The 19,224-nt window shown below is 60.3% G+C and carries 19 protein-coding genes; 12 read left to right on the forward strand and 7 right to left on the reverse strand.

Annotation, left to right across the window (positions count from 1 at the left end; genetic code table 11):
- Nucleotide 1: 1 nt before the first annotated feature.
- Genes CLV74_RS19115 through CLV74_RS19125 form a run of 3 tightly spaced genes read left to right on the forward strand, consistent with a single transcriptional unit; the run spans nucleotide 2 to nucleotide 3,691 of the window.
- Nucleotides 2-2,026 (forward strand): acetate--CoA ligase family protein, encoded by a 2,025-nt coding sequence (locus tag CLV74_RS19115; protein ID WP_245888617.1) that lies wholly within the window; start codon nucleotides 2-4, stop codon nucleotides 2,024-2,026.
- The gene (locus CLV74_RS19120) at nucleotides 2,023-2,805 is read left to right on the forward strand and encodes a carnitinyl-CoA dehydratase (RefSeq protein WP_106268008.1); all 783 of its coding nucleotides are present in this window, start codon (nucleotides 2,023-2,025) and stop codon (nucleotides 2,803-2,805) included. The genes CLV74_RS19115 and CLV74_RS19120 overlap by 4 nt, the downstream gene beginning before the upstream one ends.
- A gap of 4 nt (nucleotides 2,806-2,809) precedes the next feature.
- Nucleotides 2,810-3,691 (forward strand): alpha/beta hydrolase, encoded by an 882-nt coding sequence (locus tag CLV74_RS19125; RefSeq protein ID WP_106268010.1) that lies wholly within the window; start codon nucleotides 2,810-2,812, stop codon nucleotides 3,689-3,691.
- Here the strand turns inward: CLV74_RS19125 and CLV74_RS19130 are convergent.
- Complete coding sequence (locus CLV74_RS19130) at nucleotides 3,685-4,620, reverse strand: GlxA family transcriptional regulator (RefSeq protein ID WP_170108112.1); 936 nt, start codon at nucleotides 4,618-4,620, stop codon at nucleotides 3,685-3,687. The two genes, CLV74_RS19125 and CLV74_RS19130, sit on opposite strands and share 7 nt — an antisense overlap.
- Before the next feature lie 149 nt (nucleotides 4,621-4,769).
- Between CLV74_RS19130 and bcoG the strand changes: the two genes are divergently transcribed.
- The 6 genes from bcoG to CLV74_RS19160 all read left to right on the forward strand — a co-directional run bounded on the left by bcoG (nucleotide 4,770) and on the right by CLV74_RS19160 (nucleotide 12,218).
- Nucleotides 4,770-5,690 carry a 3-dehydrocarnitine:acetyl-CoA trimethylamine transferase BcoG gene (gene bcoG, locus CLV74_RS19135; protein ID WP_106268014.1) on the forward strand — a complete coding sequence of 307 codons (921 nt, stop codon included), beginning with the start codon at nucleotides 4,770-4,772 and terminating at the stop codon, nucleotides 5,688-5,690.
- On the forward strand, nucleotides 5,687-7,129 hold the full coding sequence (locus CLV74_RS19140) for a carnitine 3-dehydrogenase (protein WP_106268016.1): 1,443 nt from the start codon (nucleotides 5,687-5,689) through the stop codon (nucleotides 7,127-7,129). Before bcoG ends, CLV74_RS19140 begins: the two co-directional genes overlap by 4 nt.
- Before the next feature lie 108 nt (nucleotides 7,130-7,237).
- A complete protein-coding gene (locus tag CLV74_RS19145; RefSeq protein WP_106268018.1) occupies nucleotides 7,238-8,827 on the forward strand; it encodes an ABC transporter substrate-binding protein in 1,590 nt (529 codons plus the stop codon).
- A gap of 10 nt (nucleotides 8,828-8,837) precedes the next feature.
- Entirely contained in the window at nucleotides 8,838-9,797 is a 960-nt protein-coding gene (locus CLV74_RS19150; protein ID WP_106268020.1) for an ABC transporter permease, read from the forward strand.
- Nucleotides 9,794-10,612 carry an ABC transporter permease gene (locus CLV74_RS19155; RefSeq protein WP_106268022.1) on the forward strand — a complete coding sequence of 273 codons (819 nt, stop codon included), beginning with the start codon at nucleotides 9,794-9,796 and terminating at the stop codon, nucleotides 10,610-10,612. The genes CLV74_RS19150 and CLV74_RS19155 overlap by 4 nt, the downstream gene beginning before the upstream one ends.
- Nucleotides 10,605-12,218, forward strand: a complete 1,614-nt coding sequence (locus CLV74_RS19160) for an ABC transporter ATP-binding protein (RefSeq protein WP_106268024.1) — start codon at nucleotides 10,605-10,607, stop codon at nucleotides 12,216-12,218. Before CLV74_RS19155 ends, CLV74_RS19160 begins: the two co-directional genes overlap by 8 nt.
- A 27-nt stretch (nucleotides 12,219-12,245) precedes the next feature.
- On the opposite strand, the gene CLV74_RS19165 is transcribed toward CLV74_RS19160, so the two are convergent.
- The 5 genes from CLV74_RS19165 to CLV74_RS19185 are packed head-to-tail and all read right to left on the reverse strand — an operon-like array spanning nucleotide 12,246 to nucleotide 17,062.
- Nucleotides 12,246-13,712, reverse strand: coding sequence for an aldehyde dehydrogenase (locus CLV74_RS19165; RefSeq protein WP_106268026.1), 1,467 nt, complete (start codon nucleotides 13,710-13,712; stop codon nucleotides 12,246-12,248).
- 19 nt (nucleotides 13,713-13,731) lie between these two features.
- A complete protein-coding gene (locus CLV74_RS19170; RefSeq protein ID WP_106268028.1) occupies nucleotides 13,732-14,766 on the reverse strand; it encodes an LLM class flavin-dependent oxidoreductase in 1,035 nt (344 codons plus the stop codon).
- Between the two features lies 1 nt (nucleotide 14,767).
- Nucleotides 14,768-15,688 carry a flavin reductase gene (locus tag CLV74_RS19175; RefSeq protein WP_106268030.1) on the reverse strand — a complete coding sequence of 307 codons (921 nt, stop codon included), beginning with the start codon at nucleotides 15,686-15,688 and terminating at the stop codon, nucleotides 14,768-14,770.
- Nucleotides 15,685-16,488: an alpha/beta fold hydrolase gene (locus CLV74_RS19180; RefSeq protein ID WP_106268032.1), complete on the reverse strand. Its 804-nt coding sequence runs from the start codon at nucleotides 16,486-16,488 to the stop codon at nucleotides 15,685-15,687. The genes CLV74_RS19175 and CLV74_RS19180 overlap by 4 nt, the downstream gene beginning before the upstream one ends.
- Complete coding sequence (locus tag CLV74_RS19185; RefSeq protein ID WP_106268034.1) at nucleotides 16,460-17,062, reverse strand: amino acid synthesis family protein; 603 nt, start codon at nucleotides 17,060-17,062, stop codon at nucleotides 16,460-16,462. Before CLV74_RS19185 ends, CLV74_RS19180 begins: the two co-directional genes overlap by 29 nt.
- A 106-nt stretch (nucleotides 17,063-17,168) precedes the next feature.
- On the opposite strand from CLV74_RS19185, the gene CLV74_RS19190 reads away from it, so the two are divergent.
- The 3 genes from CLV74_RS19190 to CLV74_RS19200 are packed head-to-tail and all read left to right on the forward strand — an operon-like array spanning nucleotide 17,169 to nucleotide 18,569.
- Complete coding sequence (locus tag CLV74_RS19190) at nucleotides 17,169-17,861, forward strand: GntR family transcriptional regulator (RefSeq protein ID WP_106268036.1); 693 nt, start codon at nucleotides 17,169-17,171, stop codon at nucleotides 17,859-17,861.
- The gene (locus CLV74_RS19195; protein WP_106268038.1) at nucleotides 17,858-18,145 is read left to right on the forward strand and encodes a DUF1330 domain-containing protein; all 288 of its coding nucleotides are present in this window, start codon (nucleotides 17,858-17,860) and stop codon (nucleotides 18,143-18,145) included. Before CLV74_RS19190 ends, CLV74_RS19195 begins: the two co-directional genes overlap by 4 nt.
- 25 nt (nucleotides 18,146-18,170) lie before the next feature.
- The gene (locus CLV74_RS19200; RefSeq protein WP_106268040.1) at nucleotides 18,171-18,569 is read left to right on the forward strand and encodes a carboxymuconolactone decarboxylase family protein; all 399 of its coding nucleotides are present in this window, start codon (nucleotides 18,171-18,173) and stop codon (nucleotides 18,567-18,569) included.
- Between the two features lie 10 nt (nucleotides 18,570-18,579).
- Here the strand turns inward: CLV74_RS19200 and CLV74_RS19205 are convergent.
- A partial coding sequence (locus CLV74_RS19205; RefSeq protein ID WP_106268052.1) for an IS30 family transposase occupies nucleotides 18,580-19,224 on the reverse strand: 645 nt, incomplete at its 5' end.

Here is a 19,224-nt window from a genome sequence, read left to right on the forward strand (position 1 = left end):
GGTGCAGCGCCTTTTCCAACCGCGTTCCATCGCGGTAATTGGCGGCGGCACGTGGTGCGCCAATGTGATCCGAGAATGCCAACGGATCGGCTTTACGGGCCAGCTTTGGCCGGTGCATCCCTCGCGCCCAGAGATCGCGGGGGTGCCGGCATTCCAAGACCTTGATCATTTGCCAATGGCGCCGGACGCCGCCTTTGTCGGTGTGAACCGAAGCGCGACTGTTGACGTGGTACGTTGCCTCTCGGCAATGGGTGCGGGTGGCGCGGTGTGCTTTGCGTCCGGCTTTCGCGAAGCCTTGGGAGAGATGGCGGACGGCAACGATCTGCAAGAGGCTCTGGTAGACGCTGCAGGGCAAATGCCGATTTTGGGGCCCAACTGCTATGGCTATGTGAATGCGCTGGACGGTGCCGCGCTGTGGCCTGACGTGCATGGGATGACCCGATGCGACAGCGGGGTTGCTATCGTGGGGCAATCGTCGAACGTGGCGATCAACCTGACCATGCAGGTGCGGGGTCTGCCCATCGCCTACGCGGTGACCGTGGGCAATCAGGCGCAAACCGGTATGGCGCAGATCGGTGAGGCGCTGCTGGCCGATCCAAGGGTCACGGGGCTGGGGCTGCATATCGAAGGCATCAGCGATCTGCGCGCCTATGAGGCACTGGCCGCCACGGCCCACCGCCTTGGCAAGCCGGTCGTTGTGATGAAAGTTGGCGCCTCTGAGCAGGCGCGCACTGCTACTGTCTCCCACACCGCGTCCCTCGCGGGCAGCGATGCGGGGGCGCGGGCACTGATGGCGCGGTTGGGCTTTGCCATAGTCGATAGCCCCGCGACCTTGCTTGAGACCCTGAAGATCCTGCATTTGACGGGCGGCTTGGCATCGCGCCGCATCGCCTCGATGTCTTGTTCGGGGGGCGAGGCTTCGCTGATGGCCGATCTCGGGCAGGCGCTTGGAGTGGAATATCCGCCTTTGGGGCAGGCACAAGCTGCGGCCTTGCGCACGGCCTTGGGGCCTAAGGTGGCGCTGGCGAACCCGCTGGATTATCACACATATATCTGGGGCGATCAGGCGGCACTGACCGGCTGTTTTAGCGCTATGATGCAGGGTGATCTGGCGCTTGGCTGCGTGGTGCTGGACTTTCCAAGGCAAGACCGGTTCGACGCCCCTGAATGGCAGTTGGTTTTGAATGCTGTGGCCGAAACGCGGTTGGAGACGGGCAAGCCCATGGCGCTTTTGGCCTCGATGCCGGAAGGGATGCCCGAAGCTGTTGCCGTGAAGGCGATAAAGGCCGGTGTGATCCCCCTTTGCGGGATGGCCGACGGGCTAAAGGCCATCGCGGCCTCTGCAGCTGTTGCAGCGCCCAATTCAGAGCCGCTTTTGATGCCAAACGTGGCATCACCGGCGCAGACGCTGGATGAGGGACAGGCAAAGGCTCTGCTTGCGCGTTTTGGTCTGAGTGTGCCGCGCAATGCACTTGCGCATTCGGGAGAGGAGGCCGCTCGGATAGCCACTGAAATCGGCTTTCCGGTTGTCCTGAAGGGCCTTGGAATTGCGCATAAGACCGAGGCTGGTGCTGTGGCGGTCGGCCTATCCAGTTCCCAAGCGGTGTTGGAGGCGGCAAAGGCGATGCCTTGCGATCGCTTCCTCGTCGAAGAGATGATCGATGATGCCGTGGCCGAACTGCTGATTGGTGTGGTCTGTGATCCGGCCCATGGGTTTGTCCTGACCCTTGGGGCAGGTGGTGTCCTAACCGAAATCCTTGCGGATACGGTGTCATTGCTGTTGCCTGTGACCGAGGGGGACATCCGCGATGCCTTGGCCAGCTTGCGCGCCGTACCGCTGCTGTTTGGGTATCGGGGGCGTCGTGCCGCGGATATCGGCTTTGTTGTGGAGGCTGTCCTCTCGGTCCAGAGTTTCGTGACCGCTCACGCGGCGCAGGTGCAAGAAGTAGAAATCAATCCGCTGCTGTGCTGTCCGTCTGGTGCAGTGGCAGTGGATGCGTTGATCCGGCTGGGAGAGGCCACATGACATCCCCTTTGAAAACCACTCGCAATGGCGCTGTGCTTGAGGTCGTTCTGGACCGACCCAAAGCCAATGCGATCGATCTTGCGACCAGTCGCGCTATGGGCGAGGTCTTCACCGACTTCCGCGATGACGACAGCTTGCGGGTGGCGATTATCACCGGCGCGGGCGAGAAATTCTTTTGCCCCGGATGGGACTTGAAAGCCGCTGCCGAAGGCGACGCAGTGGACGGGGACTACGGCAAAGGCGGCTTTGGCGGCTTGCAGGAACTACGGGGGTTGAACAAGCCAGTGATCGCGGCGGTGAACGGGATTGCCTGCGGTGGTGGGTTGGAGTTGGCCCTGAGCGCTGACATTATCCTTGCCGCTAGCCACGCCAGTTTCGCGCTGCCGGAAATTCGGTCGGGGACGGTTGCCGATGCGGCCTCGATCAAGCTGCCAAAGCGCATTCCCTACCATATCGCCATGGAGATGCTGTTTACCGGTCGTTGGATCGATGCCGAAGAGGCCGCCCGATGGGGCCTCGTGAACCGCATTTTGCCTGCCGATGATCTGATGGCAGAGGCCCGCGCGATGGCGCAGCAATTGGCCAAAGGCCCGCCGCTGGTCTTTGCCGCCATCAAGGAAATCGTGCGCGAGGCCGAAGATATGAAGTTCCAGGATGCGATGAACCGGATCACCAAGAGCCAGTTTGCGACGGTTGAGAGGCTTTATCGTTCCGAAGACCAGTTAGAGGGCGCGCGGGCCTTTTCCGAAAAGCGCGATCCTGTCTGGAAAGGGCGATAATCACGTGAACTACGCCGAATATCTATCTGAAGAGGTTCAGGATTTTATCGCCAAGACTGAGGAGTTCTATCCCCGCGGTCTGGACCTTTCTGACTGGGATATAGTGCGGGCGGTTTATGACCGGATGTGCGCGCATTTTAGTGGTCTGAGACCTGATGGCCTGCCGGTCGAAGACCGGCTAATCGCAGAGGTGCCAACGCGCATCTACGGAGCGCAAAGCGCGGTCACGATCCTTTTTGCCCACGCGGGCGGCTTTGTGTTGGGGGGCCTCGATAGTCACGACGATCTATGTGCAGACATTGCGGTCGGGACGGGGTGCCAAGTGGTTGCGGTGGACTATCGCCTTGCGCCGGAAAACCGCCATCCGGCAGCCTATGAGGATCTGTCCCATGTGGCCGAAGTGCTGTGCCCTCAGGGGCCAGTGATCCTATGCGGTGACAGTGCGGGCGGGACTTTGTGTGCGGCCTTGGCAGGCACGCGGGCTGATCTGGGGTTTCGTGGTCAGGTGCTGTTGTATCCGTTGCTGGGTTATGCAGCCGAAGGAGGCAGCTTTGACCTACATGCCCATGCGCCGATGCTGACCACCGCTGAGCTAAAGGATTACGCTGCTGCACGGGGCAGTGCGCCTGATGATCCTAGTGCGGTGCCTGCGCTGGGGGATTTGGCGAACTTGCCGCCGACGCACCTATTCCCTGCCGAATGCGATCCCCTGTGTGATGATGCGGTCCGCTATCATGAGGCAGCTTTGGCCGCAGGGGCTGATAGCCGACTTACCGTGCAGATGGGCATGGTGCATGGTTGGCAGCGGGCGCGGGGGCATGGCCCCAAGATGCGTGCGTGCTTCGCGCAAATTCTTCAGGCGATACGGGAATTGGCGGATCAATGAGGGCGTGATCCGCGGGATTTCCGGATGGGATGACCGAAGGCTTTGCGGAAGGCTTTGCCAAGGGCCGAGGCATCCGCGTAGCCGCAGCGCAGGGCGATTTCCCGCAGGTCGTAGTCGGTGCTGGTGGACAGCTCTCGCGCATGGGTCAGGCGCATCAATTGGTAATATCGCCCCGGTGACATCGCCAGTTCGGCCTGAAACAGCCGGTCTAGCGTGCGGCGGGTCAGGCCCGATTGTTGGGCCAGTTCTTCCAAAGACAGGGGCGTTTCGATCGTCTCGACCATCCGGTTCACGATCTGGCGCAGTTGCGCCGTGCCTTTCCCTTCAAGGCGGTTCGGGCCCCGTCCGGTGCTTTGCTGTTGGGCGGCATCATGCAGGAACATGGTCGAGGCAATGAACGCATCCGCCGGACCGAATTGCTCAGAGATCATTGCCAGCATCAATTCCAGCGCCGTCGATGCACCGCCGCAGGTCGAGATGCGGGGATGCTTCACAAACCGCTCATAGCTGGGGCGCACCTTGGGAAATTCCTCGGTAAAGTCCGAGATTACCCCCCAATGAATCGTCGCGGTCTGGTCATCCAGAAGCCCTGCCGAGGCCAGCAGCCAACTGCCCGTATCCGCCGCCACTATGCTTGCCGCTTGGCGGGTCAAAAGGCGTAATGGGCGTAGGTTTTCCGGCTTTGCGTGTTGTCGGTAGCCGTAGCCGCTGACAACCATTAGCAGATCGCTTTTAATTACATCCTTGCAGGCCAAGTCCGGCGCGATGTTCAGCCCGCTGGAACTGCGGGCAGGGCCATCATGAGGGGTGACGATGTGCCAGTGTAGAGCGCTTTGGCTTTGGTCGCGGACGGCACGCAGAGGCTCAAGCAGGCACGACAGCACCATGTTCGAGAACCCGTCGTACAGAAGGATCGTGACCGATTTCACTGGAATTTGTCCTAATTGGAAGATTTGTTGGCACATATGGAATAAAAAATCCTGCCTCTCCGCAATAGCATTTCTGAAAAGCGCTGCCTGAATCGCACCCGACTTTGTGCAAGGCCCCGACGCGCGATCCGAATTTCAGGAGTTTGCCGATGCCTTTGGCGATGAACAAAGAGGTCTTTATCACCTGTGCCGTGACCGGCTCTGGTGCGACGCAGGACCGCTCGCCCCATGTGCCGCGCAGTCCGGCGCAGATCGCGGAAAGCGCGATTGATGCGGCCAAGGCCGGTGCGGCGATTGTCCATTGCCATGTGCGCGATCCCGAAACCGGCAGGCCATCACGCGATCCGGCCCTTTACCGCGAAGTGACCGAGCGTATCCGCGATGCCCAAGTGGATGTGGTGCTGAACCTGACTGCAGGGATGGGCGGCGACATCGTCTTTGGTTCGACCGAGGCGCCGTTTCCCGTGAATGCTGCCGGCACAGATATGGTCGGCGCGACAGAGCGGATGGTCCATGTGGCCGAATGCCTGCCAGAGATTTGCACGCTGGATTGCGGCACCATGAACTTTGCCGAGGCCGATTATGTCATGACCAATACGCCCGGCATGTTGCGGGCCATGGGCCGCATGATGACCGAGCTTGGCGTCAAACCCGAGATCGAGGCGTTCGACACAGGCCATCTGTGGTTCGCAAAGGAGCTGGTGAATGAGGGGACTTTGACCTCTCCGGCCTTGGTGCAGCTGTGCATGGGGGTGCCATGGGGCGCGCCGAATGATCTGCATACCTTCATGGCGATGGTGAATGCGGTGCCGCAGGATTGGACGTGGTCTGCCTTTAGTCTTGGGCGGGACCAGATGCCCTATGTCTCGGCCGCAGTGCTGGCGGGGGGCAATGTTCGCGTCGGGCTTGAAGATAACCTGTGGCTTGGCAAAGGCCAGTTGGCCACGAACGCGCAACTGGTGGAACGCGCCGTGACGCTGATCGAGAATATGGGCGCCCGTGTGGTGGGCCCCGATGCCGTGCGTGAACGGCTTGGGCTGGTGAAACGGGCCCCGAAGGTGGCAGCATGAGCGCCCCGCGTAAGAAGGCCGCCATCATTGGCGGCGGTGTAATTGGCGGCGGATGGGCGGCTCGGTTCTTGCTGAACGGGTGGGATGTGGCGGTCTTTGATCCCGATCCTGAGGCCGAACGCAAAATCTCTGAGGTGATCAGCAACGCCCGCCGTGCCTTGCCCGCGCTTTATGATCGGGCGATGCCAGATGAAGGAAGCCTGAGCTTCCATCAGCATTTGGCTGAGGCGGTTTCGGATGCCGATTGGGTGCAGGAAAGCGTGCCTGAACGGCTGGATTTGAAGCATAAAGTGTTGGGGTCTTTGTGCGACCTTGCGCCCGATGCGGCGGTGATTGGGTCTTCAACGTCGGGCTTCAAGCCTTCGGAATTGAACGAAAAAGGCGCCCGTGCTGTGGTCGCCCATCCTTTCAATCCTGTGTACCTGCTGCCGCTGGTCGAACTGGTGGGCGAGGCGGAGCATACGGAAAAGGCCGCCAGTATCCTGCGCCAGATCGGGATGTACCCGCTGACCCTTCGCAAAGAGATCGACGCGCATATTGCAGACCGCCTGCTTGAGGCTGTCTGGCGCGAAAGCCTTTGGCTGGTGAAAGACGGTATCGCCACGACCGAAGAGATCGACGATGCAATCCGCATGGCCTTTGGCATCCGCTGGGGGCAGATGGGCCTGTTCGAGACATACCGCATTGCGGGTGGCGAGGCGGGGATGAAGCACTTTATGGCGCAGTTTGGCCCGTGCCTGGCGTGGCCGTGGACCAAGCTGATGGATGTGCCGGAGTTCACCGATGAGCTGGTCGATCTGATCGCGGGCCAGTCCGATGCGCAGTCCGGCCATATGTCGATCCGTGAACTTGAGCGGCTGCGTGATGACAATATCGTCGGCATGGTGCGGTCACTGAAACGCACCGGCTCGGGCGCTGGCGGGGTGGTCAAAGCCCATGAAGCGGCGCTGGCCAGTGGCGAGAGTAAAGACGGTTTGCCCGTCACCGCCCGCCGTCAGGTGCCCACCAGTTGGACCGACTACAACGGGCATATGAATGAGACGCACTACCTAGAGGCGGCCTCGCAGGCGACCGATAACCTGATGGCAATGGTCGGTGCTGACGAAAAATATGTCGCTTCTGGCAAGAGTTACTTCACCGTCGAGACCCATATTCGATACTTGGAGGAGGTTCACGCCGGAGATCAACTGACCATTACGTCGCAGGTTCTGGCAGGAGAAGGCAAGCGATTGCATCTGTTCCATCGTCTTTGGCGCAAAGATGGAACCTTGGCCGCGACAGTCGAGAAAATGTTGCTGCACACAGATCTGACCACGCGCCGCGCTTGCACGCCAGAGGATTTGGTGGCGAAACTGGTGGCGCAGATGGTGGCGGATCATGCGGGTAAACATGCCGATGGTGCCGCCCGCTATGTGGGTCAACCCAGAGACACCGCCTGAGTGACCTGACGCGCATAAGAATTTCGAAGCGGCCCGCCGCTTCGCACATAAGGCCCCCGAAAAAGGGGGAAAGGCCAAAGGCCAAAATTAACAACAGGGAAAACAAAAATGACTGATCAGACAAAAGGCACGACCTTCCAGCGTTTCAGCCAGAAAGGGATGACACGCCGTCAGATGCTTGGCCGGGCCAGTGTGCTCGGCCTTGGTGTTTTGGTGGGGGGCACTGTTCCCTTCCGTGCCGCTCTGGCACAGTCGCCTGTAAAGGGCGGCATCCTTAAGATGGGCCTTGGCGGCGGTGAAAGCACCGAGTCACTTGATCCCGCAATGGCGCTGGCGCAGGTGGCGTTCCACGTCACCCGCACCTTCGGCGAGACCTTGTTGGACGTGAACAACGACGGCTCGCTTGACATGCGTCTGGCCGAGGATGTGTCCTCTAGCCCCGATGCCAAGACTTGGACCTTCAAAATCCGTCAGGGCGTTAAGTTCCATGATGGCGCGGTTATGACCGCCAATGACGTTCTGGAAACCATGCGCCGCCATTCGGACGAAGAGGCGAAATCCGGTGCGCTTGGCATCATGAAAGGCATCGCGGATATGCGTGTGGATGGCGACAACTTTGTTGTCGAACTGACCGATGCCAACGCCGACCTGCCGTTCCTGATGTCGGACTATCACCTTGTGATCCAGCCGAACGGTGGCCGTGACAACCCGAACGCAGGCATCGGCACCGGCCCCTACAAGGTGGTCGAGGCAGAGCCCGGCGTGCGCTACACCTTTGAAAAATTTGCGGACTACTGGGATGACAGCCGCGGCCATTTCGATGGCGTCGAATTTGCCGTGATCAACGATGCAACCGCCCGTAACGCGGCGCTGCAATCGGGTCAGGTGCATATCGTGAACCAAGTCGCGCCCAAGGTGGCGGGTCTGTTGGGCCGTGCGCCCGGTATCTCGGTCAAGAACGTCTCGGGCCGTGGTCACTATGTGTTCATCATGCACTGCGACACCGCGCCGTTTGATAACGCGGACCTGCGTATGGCGCTGAAATACGCGATCAATCGTCAGGAATTGGTGGACAAGATCCTGCAGGGCTATGGCTCGATCGGGAACGACATTCCGATCAACTCGGCCTATCCGCTGTTCGATGACAGCATTCCCCAGCGCGAATATGACCCCGAAAAAGCCAAGGAATACTACGCCAAATCCGGCCATGACGGCAGCCCGATCATCCTGCGCGTGTCGGATGTGGCCTTCCCCGGTGCGGTCGATGCGGCGCAGCTGTTTCAGGAAAGCGCCCGCGCCTGCGGTATCCCGCTGGAGATCAGCCGCGAGCCCGCAGACGGCTATTGGTCCGAAGTGTGGAACGTGCAGCCCTTCTGCGCCTCGTATTGGAGCGGCCGTCCGGTACAAGACCAGATGTACGCCACTGCCTATCTGTCGACTGCAGACTGGAATGACACCCGCTTCAAGAACGAAACCTTCGACGCCAAGCTGTTCGAAGCCAAGGGCGAGTTGGACGGCGCCAAACGCAAGCAGCTCTACCGTGAGATGGCGGACATTCTTAGCAATGAAGGCGGTCTGATATGCCCGATGTTCAACGATTTCATAGAAGGTGTCAGCGATCAGATCGCGGGCTGGGAACAGAACGGCGTCTGGGAAGTCATGAACGGTCTGGCTCCGCACAAGTGTTGGCTGGCCTGAGGCGGGCCGGATGAACGCATTAGTCCTTAAATTGTTGGTCCAGCGCATTGCGCTGGGCCTGCTTTTGATTTTTCTGGTTTCGATCATGATCTTTCTGGGCACGCAGATCCTGCCCGGAGATGTGGCGCAATCGATCCTAGGGCAGACGGCCACGCCGGAATCCCTTGCGAACTTGCGCGAAGAATTGGGTCTGAATGTTCCGCCGCTTGAACGCTATCTGAACTGGCTTGGCGGGGTTGTGCGCGGGGATCTGGGAACATCGCTGACCAACGGGCGCGATATCGGCGCGTCCATTGCGGACCGTCTGGGGAACACCCTGTTTCTAGCCATGTGGGCGGCGATTATCTCGGTCCCGCTGGCGATTACCCTTGGCCTTGTCTCGGTTCTTTATCGGGGGCGCTGGCCGGACAAGCTGATCTCGGCGGTGACGCTATCCGCGATTTCGGTGCCTGAATTCATGATGAGCTACATCCTGATGTACTATGTGGCCGTGCAACTGGGATGGGCCCCGTCGGTGGCGATGCTGAACGACCGGATGAGCCTTCTGGACAAGCTGCACGCTATATCGCTGCCCGTTGCCGTTCTGGTCATGGTGGTATTGGCCCATATGATGCGGATGACCCGCGCGGCCCTGCTGAACGTGATGCAGTCGGCCTATATCGAGACCGCCGAGCTGAAAGGCCTGCGCCGCGCAAGCGTGATCTGGCGTCACGCCTTTCCAAACTCGATCGCGCCGATTGTGAACGTGGTCATGCTGAACATGGCCTATCTGGTTGTGGGCGTCGTCGTGGTTGAGGTGGTCTTTGTCTACCCCGGTATGGGTCAGTATCTGGTGGATCACGTGGCCAAGCGCGATGTGCCGGTGGTGCAGGCCTGCGGTCTGATCTTTGCCGCCGTTTATATTTTCCTGAACATGTTTGCAGATATCGTGTCGATCCTGGCGAACCCCAGATTGAGGCACCCGAAATGATGCGCCTTCCTCTTCCGACCTTGATCGGACTGTTTATCACCGGACTGTTCCTGTTTACCGCCATTTTCGCCCCGTGGATTGCGCCCTATGGCGTCAGCGAAGTGGTTGGCGACGTGTGGGAACCGGCCTCGGCTGAATATTGGCTCGGGACGGACAATATCGGACGTGACCTCTTGTCCCGCATGATCTGGGGCGGTCAGACGACGATCTTTGTGGCGATTGCCGCGACGGTGGTCAGCTTTGTCACCGGCTCGGTTCTGGGGCTGTTCGCGGCAGTTGTGGGCGGATGGCTGGATCAGCTGATGTCGCGCTTTGTCGATCTGATTATGGCGATCCCGACGCTGATCTTTGCGCTGGTGGTGCTGTCGGTGATGCCGGTGACCATCCCTGTGCTGATCCTTGTCATGGGCCTGTTGGATTCCACCCGCGTGTTCCGTCTATCCCGCGCAGTCGCCAGCGATATCGCGGTTATGGAGTATGTGGAATCCGCCCGCCTGCGCGGCGAAGGGCGCGCTTGGGTGATCTTTCGGGAAATCCTGCCCAACGCCTTGTCGCCTTTGGTGGCCGAGGCGGGGATGCGCTTTATTTTCATGGTACTTTTCGTCTCGACCCTGTCGTTTCTTGGGCTTGGCGTGCAACCGCCTGCGGCGGACTGGGGCGGGATCGTGAAAGAGAACAAGGACGGGATCGTTTACGGCATACCGGCTGCACTGCTGCCCGCGGTTGCGATTGCGGCGCTGGCGATCAGCGTGAACCTTGTGGCCGACTGGGTGCTGGATCGCACCTCCTCGTTGAAAGGGGGGCGCAATGCCTGATCATGTGCTGAAGATTGACAACCTCAAGATCGAAGCCACCGCTTATCCTCCCGGTGAGGCGCCCCGCCGCGTGACAATTGTGGACGGCGTGTCCTTAACCTTGGAAAAGGGCAAGGTACTGGGGCTGATCGGGGAATCCGGTGCGGGTAAGTCCACGATTGGCCTTTCGGCGATGGCCTATGGCCGTGGCGGGATCGAACTGACCGGTGGTGAAATCCACCTGAACGGGCGGGAAATCCGCAAGGCAAAGGGTGCTGTTCTGCGGTCCTTGCGCGGGGCTGAGGTCACCTATGTGGCCCAATCCGCCGCTGCTGCTTTTAACCCTGCGAAAAAGCTGATGGAGCAGGTGATCGAGGCCACAGTCTCGCACGGGCGGGCCTCGCGCCAAGAGGCGAAGGAGCGGGCGGTTGATCTGTTCCGCAAGCTAGGGCTGCCCGAGCCGGAGACCTTCGGAGATCGTTATCCTCATCAGGTGTCGGGCGGGCAGTTGCAGCGTGCGATGACAGCGATGGCACTGTGTCCACAGCCTGATCTGGTGATTTTCGATGAGCCCACGACTGCGCTGGATGTGACCACGCAGCTTGGCGTTCTGGCCGCGATCAAGGGGGCGATCCGCGATCTGGGGGTGGCTGCGCTTTATATCACCCACGATCTGGCGGTGGTGGCGCAGATTGCCGATGACATCATGGTGCTGCGGCATGGCAAGACGGTGGAGTACGGCTCGACGCGGCAGATCATCACCGAACCGCAGCAGGACTATACCCGTGCGCTTGTGTCGGTGACGGCCAAAGAACATGCGGAGAAGACTTCGGACCAACCGCCTGTTTTGCAGGTCACTGGCCTTTCTGCGGAATATCGCGGGATGGGGCGTGATGTGCTGTCGGATATCAACATCGCGATCCAGCCCGGCACGACGCTGGCGGTGGTGGGGGAGTCCGGCTCTGGAAAATCCACGCTGGCGCGGGTGATCACGGGGCTTTTGCCGCAAAAGGCGGGGCAGGTGCTGTTTGATGGACGCGCGTTGTCTCGTGATCTGAAGGGCCGCAGCCGTGAAGACCTGCAAGAGTTGCAGATGATCTATCAGATGGCTGACACGGCGATGAACCCGCGGCAAACCGTGGGAACGATCATCGGGCGTCCGTTGCAGTTTTATTTCGGTATGAAAGGCGCGGCGCTTCGGGATCGGATCGTGCAGTTGCTGGATGAGATCGAACTGGGCGCGGGCTTTATGGACCGCTATCCGGCCGAGCTATCCGGCGGGCAAAAGCAGCGTGTCTGCATCGCCCGCGCGCTTGCCGCCAAGCCAAAGCTGATTATCTGTGATGAGGTGACCAGCGCACTTGATCCGCTGGTGGCCGAGGGGATTTTGCAGCTGCTCTATGATCTGCAACAGCGTGAACAGGTGTCCTACATGTTCATCACCCACGATATCGCAACGGTGAAAGCCATCGCGGATTCTATCGCGGTGATGCATCTGGGCAAGGTGGTGCGCTATGGGCAGAAGTCCAAAGTGCTGTCGCCGCCCTTTGATGATTATACCGAAATGCTGCTGCGTTCGGTTCCCGAAATGCGGCTGGGGTGGATGGAGGAAGTGGCACAGGTCTAGGTGCCACCTTCCGCCGCGGGTTTTAGCCTAGCGCATCACAAAGGGGTCAGGGATGGGATCATCGCTGACCCGCAGCCACACGGTTTTGACGGTGGTGTAATCAAGGGCGGCTTGCAGGCCGCCTTCGCGTCCGTGGCCAGATAACCCATGCCCGCCAAAGGGCGCGATGGGGCTGACGGCGCGGTATGTGTTGACCCAGACGATGCCCGCCTGAATACGGCGGATCATCCGGTGCGCGCGGGTCAAATCGCGGGTGAAAACGCCAGAGGCAAGGCCGAAGGCGGTGTCATTGGCGATGCGCACGGCGTCTTCTTCGGTGTCAAAACCCACGACAGACAGGACGGGGCCAAAGAATTCTTCGGTCAGGCAAGGTGCATCAGGCGCGTCCGAGCAATCAATGATCGTAGGTTTGAAATAGAACCCGTTGCCGCTTGGGGCCGTGCCGCCGGTGATAACCCGCGCCCCTGCGTCGCAAGAACGGGCGATCAGGTCTGTCGCATGGTTCCGCTGGCGGGCGCTGCAGAGGGGGCCGACCTCGGTCGCCATGTTGTCTGGCTGGCCGATCACGATGGCTTCGGCCTTGGCTTTCAGGCGCTCAAGGAAGGCCTCTTTGATTGAATTCTGCACGACAAGGCGCGATCCTGCCACGCAGCTTTGTCCCGTTGCCGCGAAGATGCCCGCGACTTGCGCGTTGGCGGCGCTGTCCAGATCTGCGTCCTCAAACACGATAAAGGGCGATTTACCCCCCAACTCCAGTGAGACACTGGCCAGATTTTCGGCGCTGCCGCGCACGATATGGCGGGCGGTGTCCGGCCCGCCGGTAAAGGCCACATGAGCCACATCGGGATGGCTGGTCAGCGGCGCGCCGCAGGTGGCGCCAAATCCGGTGATGACGTTCAGCACGCCTTTGGGAAAGCCTGCCTGATCGAAGATGCGGGCAAATTCCAAGAGGGGCGCGGGCCCTTCTTCCGAGGCCTTCAGCACCACCGTACAGCCCGCCGCTAGTGCAGGTCCCAGTTTGACCGCCGACAGAAAGAGTTGCGAGTTCCAAGGCACCACCGCTGCCACAACCCCGATGGGTTCGCGGCGTAGCCAGACCTCCATGTCGGGTTTGTCGATGGGCAGATGCGCCCCTTCGATCTTGTCCGCAAGCCCCGCGTAATAGCGATAGTAATCGGCCACATAGGCAATCTGGGCCGAGGTTTCGCGGATGATCTTTCCGGTGTCGCGGGTTTCGATCTGCGCTAGCTTCTGCGCGTTCTCGGCCAGAAGGTCGGCCAGCCGCATCAGCAGCTTGCCCCGTGCTGTGGCCGTCATGCCCGCCCAGTCAGGCGTGTCAAAGGCGCGTTTGGCAGCGGCGACGGCGCGGTTGACGTCATCTTCTTTGGCCTCGGGCATCATGGCCCAAGGTTGCGCTGTGGATGGATCAATGCTGGGGAATTGGCCCGATCCGTCGCAGAAAGCTCCGTCGATATATAGCTGGTAACGCTGCATGGGCTGCTCCTTTGCGGGGTTACTGAAAGGCGGGCATGACGTCCGAGATGAACCGCTGAAGCGAGGCTTTCTTGCGCTCGAAGCTCATGCCAGAGTCGATCCAGAAACTGTACTCGTCATAGCCCATGCCTTCATAGACCTTCAGGCGTTTGATCACCGCGTCCGCGTCACCGATGACCAGATCGCGCATCATCGCATCGGCGGAATAGAAGGGGTGGGCTTTGATGTCTTCGTCGCTGAGCGTCTCGATCAGGCCCTGCTTGACCTCGCGCTTGTTCATGAACCATGCCCCGAAGTAGTTGTAAAAGCGGTTCAATTCGTCGGCGGCCACGGCGGCGTCGGCCCCGTCTTCTGCCACATAGGTGTGCATCAACAGCATGATCTTGGGGCGAGGTGCCTCCGTGCCTGCGCAGGCCGCATCAAAGGTGTCGATCAGGTGGCGCACCTCAGGCTCGCCCTTCCAGAGAGGCGTGACCTGCACGTTGCAGCCATGTTTCACTGCAAATTCAAAGCTGTTTGGATCGCGGGCGGCCACCCACAGGGGCGGGCCGTTTTCCTGCAAGGGCTGCGGGGCAGAGGTGGTTTCGGGGAAGGAATAGAACTGGCCTTCCTGCGCGTAATCCCCTTTCCACAGTGCCCGCAGGGCAGGGACCAATTCGCGCATCCGCTGGCCTGCTTCCCAAGCATCAAGACCGGGCATCATGCGTTCGTATTCATAGGTATAGGCGCCGCGGGCGATGCCAAGTTCCAACCGGCCTTCGGTGATGATGTCGGCCATCGCCGCCTCGCCCGCCAGCCGGATCGGATGCCAGAACGGCGCGATGACGGTGCCGGTTCCTAGGCGGACGTTGCGGGTGCGGCGCGCCAGATCCACCAGATTGAGCAATGGGTTCGGCGCAATGGTAAAGTTCATGCCGTGATGCTCGCCGGTCCAGACCGCGTGCATCCCGCCTTCGTCGGCGATCTGGCACAGCTGGATAAATTCGTCATAAAGCTGCTTTTGGCAGTCGTCCGCAGAGATGCGTTCCATGTGGGCAAAAAGCGAGAACTTCATTTCAAATTGTTCCTTTGTTAATCGGGCGCACTTCGCCGCTGCGGGCGTTTCCGTAATAAACTCCGAAATTTCCAAGCTTTGCCTCGCTGGCAAAGCGGGTCAGCATGGTCAGCATCGCGGGGTCGGCGATATCCATCAGCGCCGAGGGTTCGGGCGTGACGAAGGTGCCGCCTCGCGGGGTGCCTTCGGGCGCATCACAAAGGAAGGTGATGTGCTGGCAGCCGCGCAGACTGTCCTCATAGACTGCATAGATGAAACCTGCCTCGGTCTTCAGGCCGGTCTCATCGATCAGACGGGCTAGGGTGGCCGACAGCCCCTCTTTGCCGACGCGGGCTTCGGGGAGGGTCAGGTTGCCGTCCTTGCGATCCACCAGCAGCACCGTATCGCCGCGCTTGATCAGGGCCGAGACCATAACCCCTGTCTGCCCCTCTAGTGCCTCGGCCTCGGAGGCGGGGGTCACATAGGCACCGCGGGCATAGCCAAGGCCGGGGGCAGGGGCGGTGTCAAAGGCCTTGACCTCTCCGATCAGGATGGCGTGGTCGCCGGCGGGAACCACTTTGTGCATGGCGCAGTCGAACCATGCCGAGACGCCTTCGAGCACCGGTGCCCCTTGCGGGCCTTTGCTCCAGTTGACGCTAGCAAAGCGGTTTTCGGACGGTCGGGCGAAGGTGTTCGAGACATCTTTCTGGGTCTCGGCCAAGACATTCACCGCAAAGCCGGATGCCTTGGTAAATGCCTCATAATTGGCCGAGCGATTGGCCAGACACACCAGCACCAGCGGCGGGTCTAGCGAGACTGAGGTGAACGAATTTGCCGTAAAGCCCAGAGGCTGGCCATCGTCGTCCATGGCCGTGACCACGGTGACACCTGTCATGAAGGTGCCAAATGCCGTGCGCAACGCGCGGGGATCAAGATCACTCATCGGGGGTCCTCCTGTGTGGGTGTCGCCAACCATGTGTCTAAAGCTGCGTTTACGGCCTCGGGCGCGGTGAGGTTAACCATATGTCTGTGCCCCTTGATCACGACACAGCGCCCGTTGGGGGCGGCATTTGCTATTGCTTGCGCCATTGCGGGCGTGGAATTGGCATCGCCGTCGCCGGTCAGCGCCAGAAGCGGGCAGGTGATGTCCTTGATCCGGTCAGCATAGGTCGCGTCGCCGCGGGCGAACGCGCCATATGCGACAGCGTAGCCCTTGGGATCGACGGAGCGCAGCCATCCAGCCACCAGATCGCGGGCCGCGATTTCGGACGGACTGTCACCGAACCAGCGGTTCAGCGGTGTTTCCAGATCGATCTGGCCGTCTTTGATCTGGCTCGCGCGGGCCTCAACTGCGGCGCGGGCCTCGGCTGAACGGCGATAGACGCCGTTAATCAGGGCAACTCTGGCCACCAGGTCGGGGCGCGTTGCCGACAGTCCGCCAGCCACCAGCGCGCCCATGGAATGGCCTGCCAGACTGACGCGGCCAAGGCCAAGAGCAGTGATCGCATTCGCGGCCCATGCCACGAAATCTTCTAGCGTCGCGCCAAGGGGCAGGGCGGTGCTGCCCCCATGCCCGGGCATATCCAGCGCAATCACGCGGCGGGCCTGCGCTAGATGCGCGATCTGCGGTCCCCAAGCGGCGGACTGCATGCCGACACCATGGATCAACACAACCGGCGGTCCGCTTCCCGCCGATCTGAAGCTAAGGGTGCCCTCAGACAGCGGCAGGGTTGTCGACGTCATGACCAAGCTCCTTGAGGTCCTGATACCGGTCACCGATGCGGTGATGGGGGCGTCCGCCGATGGATGCGCCAAGCGCCACGACAATCTCGTCCGGCGCGGGGGCGTCAGCGATCGACAGTTGGATCGTCAGGTAGTGGCTGCGCCGACCGCCATCGTTCTTGTCCATCAGCGGGATCATCAGCGGTGCGTTGGCCGGACCGCGCGTGTTGCAAAACGCCAGATAGGATTTCGCGCCGACGGCCTCGCGATAGTGGTTGCCGAACCGTAGGGTGTGGATCAGGGCCGAGGCATGTTCGACCTCACCGTTCACGCCGACGATGGCCGATTTTCCATAACCTTCAACCTTGTCACCGCCGCCAGCGGCCTCCAGCACCATGCGGGTCAACAGGGCACCCAAACCCGGTGCGCAGTCGGTGATCTCGGGGCGCAGATCTTCGACAAAGCCGCGACCAGCCCACGGATTCTGGATCACCGCCACCGCTGCAATCATTTTCAAAGGCACCGGTGCGGCCTTGCCTCCTTCGATGAGCGTTTCCTCAACATGAAGCAGGGTCTTGCGGATCACAGCGGGCATGGGGGCGTCCTTGGTTGAAAGTGAATCGTCTGATTTGAATATGGTGTGCCGTAATACAATCAGTCAATTCTCTTGTTCGGCGAAATCCGCACTGCTAGCTTGAGGCATGCAGAATCGAGGCCTCAGTAAGATTGACCTTCAACCCACAACCCTTCGGGATGTGGTTCTTGAACGGTTGCGGGATGCGATCATCGACGGAACGTTCAAACCGGGCGAGCGTCTGGTGGAGCGGGTTTTATGTGAGCAACTGGGCGTCAGCCGCACAGTGGTGCGCGAAACCCTGCGCTATCTGGACGCCGAAGGTCTGGTTGAGTTGCAGCCCAACAAGGGGCCGATTGTCTCGCGCCTGACATGGGATGATGCGCGGCAGATTTACGACATTCGCCTCAAACTTGAGACAGAGGCCGCCAGCGCCTGCGCCGCACATATGACTCCCGCGCTGCACAGCCAGTTGTCTGCAGCGATGGAAGCTTTGCAGAAGGCGCAGGCCGACATGGACGGCGGGGCTTTGTTCAAGGCAACGACCTGTTTTTACGACGTTATTTTTCAGGGTGCGCAGCATTCGATCGCATGGGAGGTGGTCCAACGCCTGAATGGACGCATCTCGCGCCTGCGTTTGATGACCCTGACCAGCGCCGAACGGCGCACACCGGGGCCGACCCATATGCGGAATATTTATAAGGCGATCCGCAGCGAAAATCCCGATGCCGCACGTCAAGCGGTCGAGGATCACCTTTTGGACGCAAAAGCCGTGGCTGAAAAGCTGCTGGCGCGGGAGCTGGCCGAGGTGGGCGAATGAAAAAGGCCTATTGGATTGCCCGTGTCACTGTCACCGATCCTGAAGCCTATGCAGGGTATCAGGCTTTGGCACCTGCGGCCTTTGCCCGCCATGGGGCGGTGTTCTTGGCCCGCGGCGGGACGACCGAATGCATCGAAGGCCCTGTATGGGAGCGCCACGTCGTAATAGAATTCCCGTCCTTGGATGCGGCCAAAGCCTGCTACGCGTCACCCGAATACACAGCTGCGCGGGCCAAGCGTTATGGCGCTTGCACCGCTGAAATTTTCATCACCGAGGGCGCATAAGCGCCAATGCAAAGCGAGGACGACGATGGGAACCTTTGATGAGAATCTATTTCTGAAAGGCCTCGAACAGCGCAAGGCAACCTTGGGCGCTGAATATGTCGAGAAAAATCTGGCTGCCGCTGATGATTTTACCCGTCCGTTTCAAGAGGCGATGACCGCATGGTGCTGGGGCTTTGGTTGGGGCGATGACGTGATCGACGCCAAAACGCGCTCGATGATGAACTTGTCGATGATCGGGGCGCTAGGGAAGATGCACGAATGGGAATTGCATTGCCGAGGCGCGATCAACAACGGGGTCACGCAGGAAGAAATCCGCGCAATCATCCATGTGATCGGGATCTACTGCGGCGTGCCGCAGGCGCTGGAGTGTTTTCGCGCGGCGCGGAAGGTGTTGGACGCGATGGAAAATGTGCGCGCTACCTGAAGCGCGACTCCTATTCCTTTCGAGGGTAGGGGGGCCGTCCCATCTCTTCCATCATTTTTTCGCGGAAGACCTCGGCTGGTGTCCTCCAGCCGAGGCATTTTCTGGGTGTTGCGTTGAGGCGGTCACAGATCATTTTCAATTCATGATCTGTGACTGCCGTGATGTCGCGCTTTCTTGGCAGCCATCTACGAGCGCGTCGGTTTGTGTTTTCAACGGTGCCTTTCTGCCATGGGCTGGACGGATCACAGAACCAGGTTTGCGTCCCGATCTCGGCTTGCAGGTGTGGCCAGCTCACGAACTCGGTGCCGCGGTCAAAGGTGATGGAACGACGCGCGATGTAGGGTAGATCACGGACAGCTTTCATGATTTTGCCCATAACGGGTTTGGTCCGTTTGTCCGGGTTCTTTAGCAGCACGGTAAACCGGCTGACACGCTCAACCAGAGATGTCACGTTTGATTGCCCAAACCGTTGTTTGAACAAGACAAGATCAGCTTCCCAATGTCCGAATTGGCGGCGGTGTGTGACGTCATCCGGTCGGAACAGGATGCTGACATCACGATCAAACTTAGGCTTCTGGCGCTTTCTGGCCCGGCGTGGACGACGCGCTTTGCGATGCTCGGGCAGGTACCACCACAGCTCCTGATCCATGCCTTC

It is taken from the genome of Donghicola tyrosinivorans, from assembly GCF_003003355.1.
Lineage (GTDB): Bacteria > Pseudomonadota > Alphaproteobacteria > Rhodobacterales > Rhodobacteraceae > Donghicola > Donghicola tyrosinivorans.

Coding starts and splice junctions, on each gene's coding strand:
- CLV74_RS19120 (WP_106268008.1), top strand. CDS start 2,023: ATGACATCCCCTTTGAAAACCACTCGCAATGGCGCTGTGCTTGAGGTC.
- bcoG (WP_106268014.1), top strand. CDS start 4,770: ATGCCTTTGGCGATGAACAAAGAGGTCTTTATCACCTGTGCCGTGACC.
- CLV74_RS19140 (WP_106268016.1), top strand. CDS start 5,687: ATGAGCGCCCCGCGTAAGAAGGCCGCCATCATTGGCGGCGGTGTAATT.
- CLV74_RS19145 (WP_106268018.1), top strand. CDS start 7,238: ATGACTGATCAGACAAAAGGCACGACCTTCCAGCGTTTCAGCCAGAAA.
- CLV74_RS19150 (WP_106268020.1), top strand. CDS start 8,838: ATGAACGCATTAGTCCTTAAATTGTTGGTCCAGCGCATTGCGCTGGGC.
- CLV74_RS19155 (WP_106268022.1), top strand. CDS start 9,794: ATGATGCGCCTTCCTCTTCCGACCTTGATCGGACTGTTTATCACCGGA.
- CLV74_RS19160 (WP_106268024.1), top strand. CDS start 10,605: ATGCCTGATCATGTGCTGAAGATTGACAACCTCAAGATCGAAGCCACC.
- CLV74_RS19165 (WP_106268026.1), bottom strand. CDS start 13,712: ATGCAGCGTTACCAGCTATATATCGACGGAGCTTTCTGCGACGGATCG.
- CLV74_RS19170 (WP_106268028.1), bottom strand. CDS start 14,766: ATGAAGTTCTCGCTTTTTGCCCACATGGAACGCATCTCTGCGGACGAC.
- CLV74_RS19175 (WP_106268030.1), bottom strand. CDS start 15,688: ATGAGTGATCTTGATCCCCGCGCGTTGCGCACGGCATTTGGCACCTTC.
- CLV74_RS19180 (WP_106268032.1), bottom strand. CDS start 16,488: ATGACGTCGACAACCCTGCCGCTGTCTGAGGGCACCCTTAGCTTCAGA.
- CLV74_RS19185 (WP_106268034.1), bottom strand. CDS start 17,062: ATGCCCGCTGTGATCCGCAAGACCCTGCTTCATGTTGAGGAAACGCTC.
- CLV74_RS19190 (WP_106268036.1), top strand. CDS start 17,169: ATGCAGAATCGAGGCCTCAGTAAGATTGACCTTCAACCCACAACCCTT.
- CLV74_RS19195 (WP_106268038.1), top strand. CDS start 17,858: ATGAAAAAGGCCTATTGGATTGCCCGTGTCACTGTCACCGATCCTGAA.
- CLV74_RS19200 (WP_106268040.1), top strand. CDS start 18,171: ATGGGAACCTTTGATGAGAATCTATTTCTGAAAGGCCTCGAACAGCGC.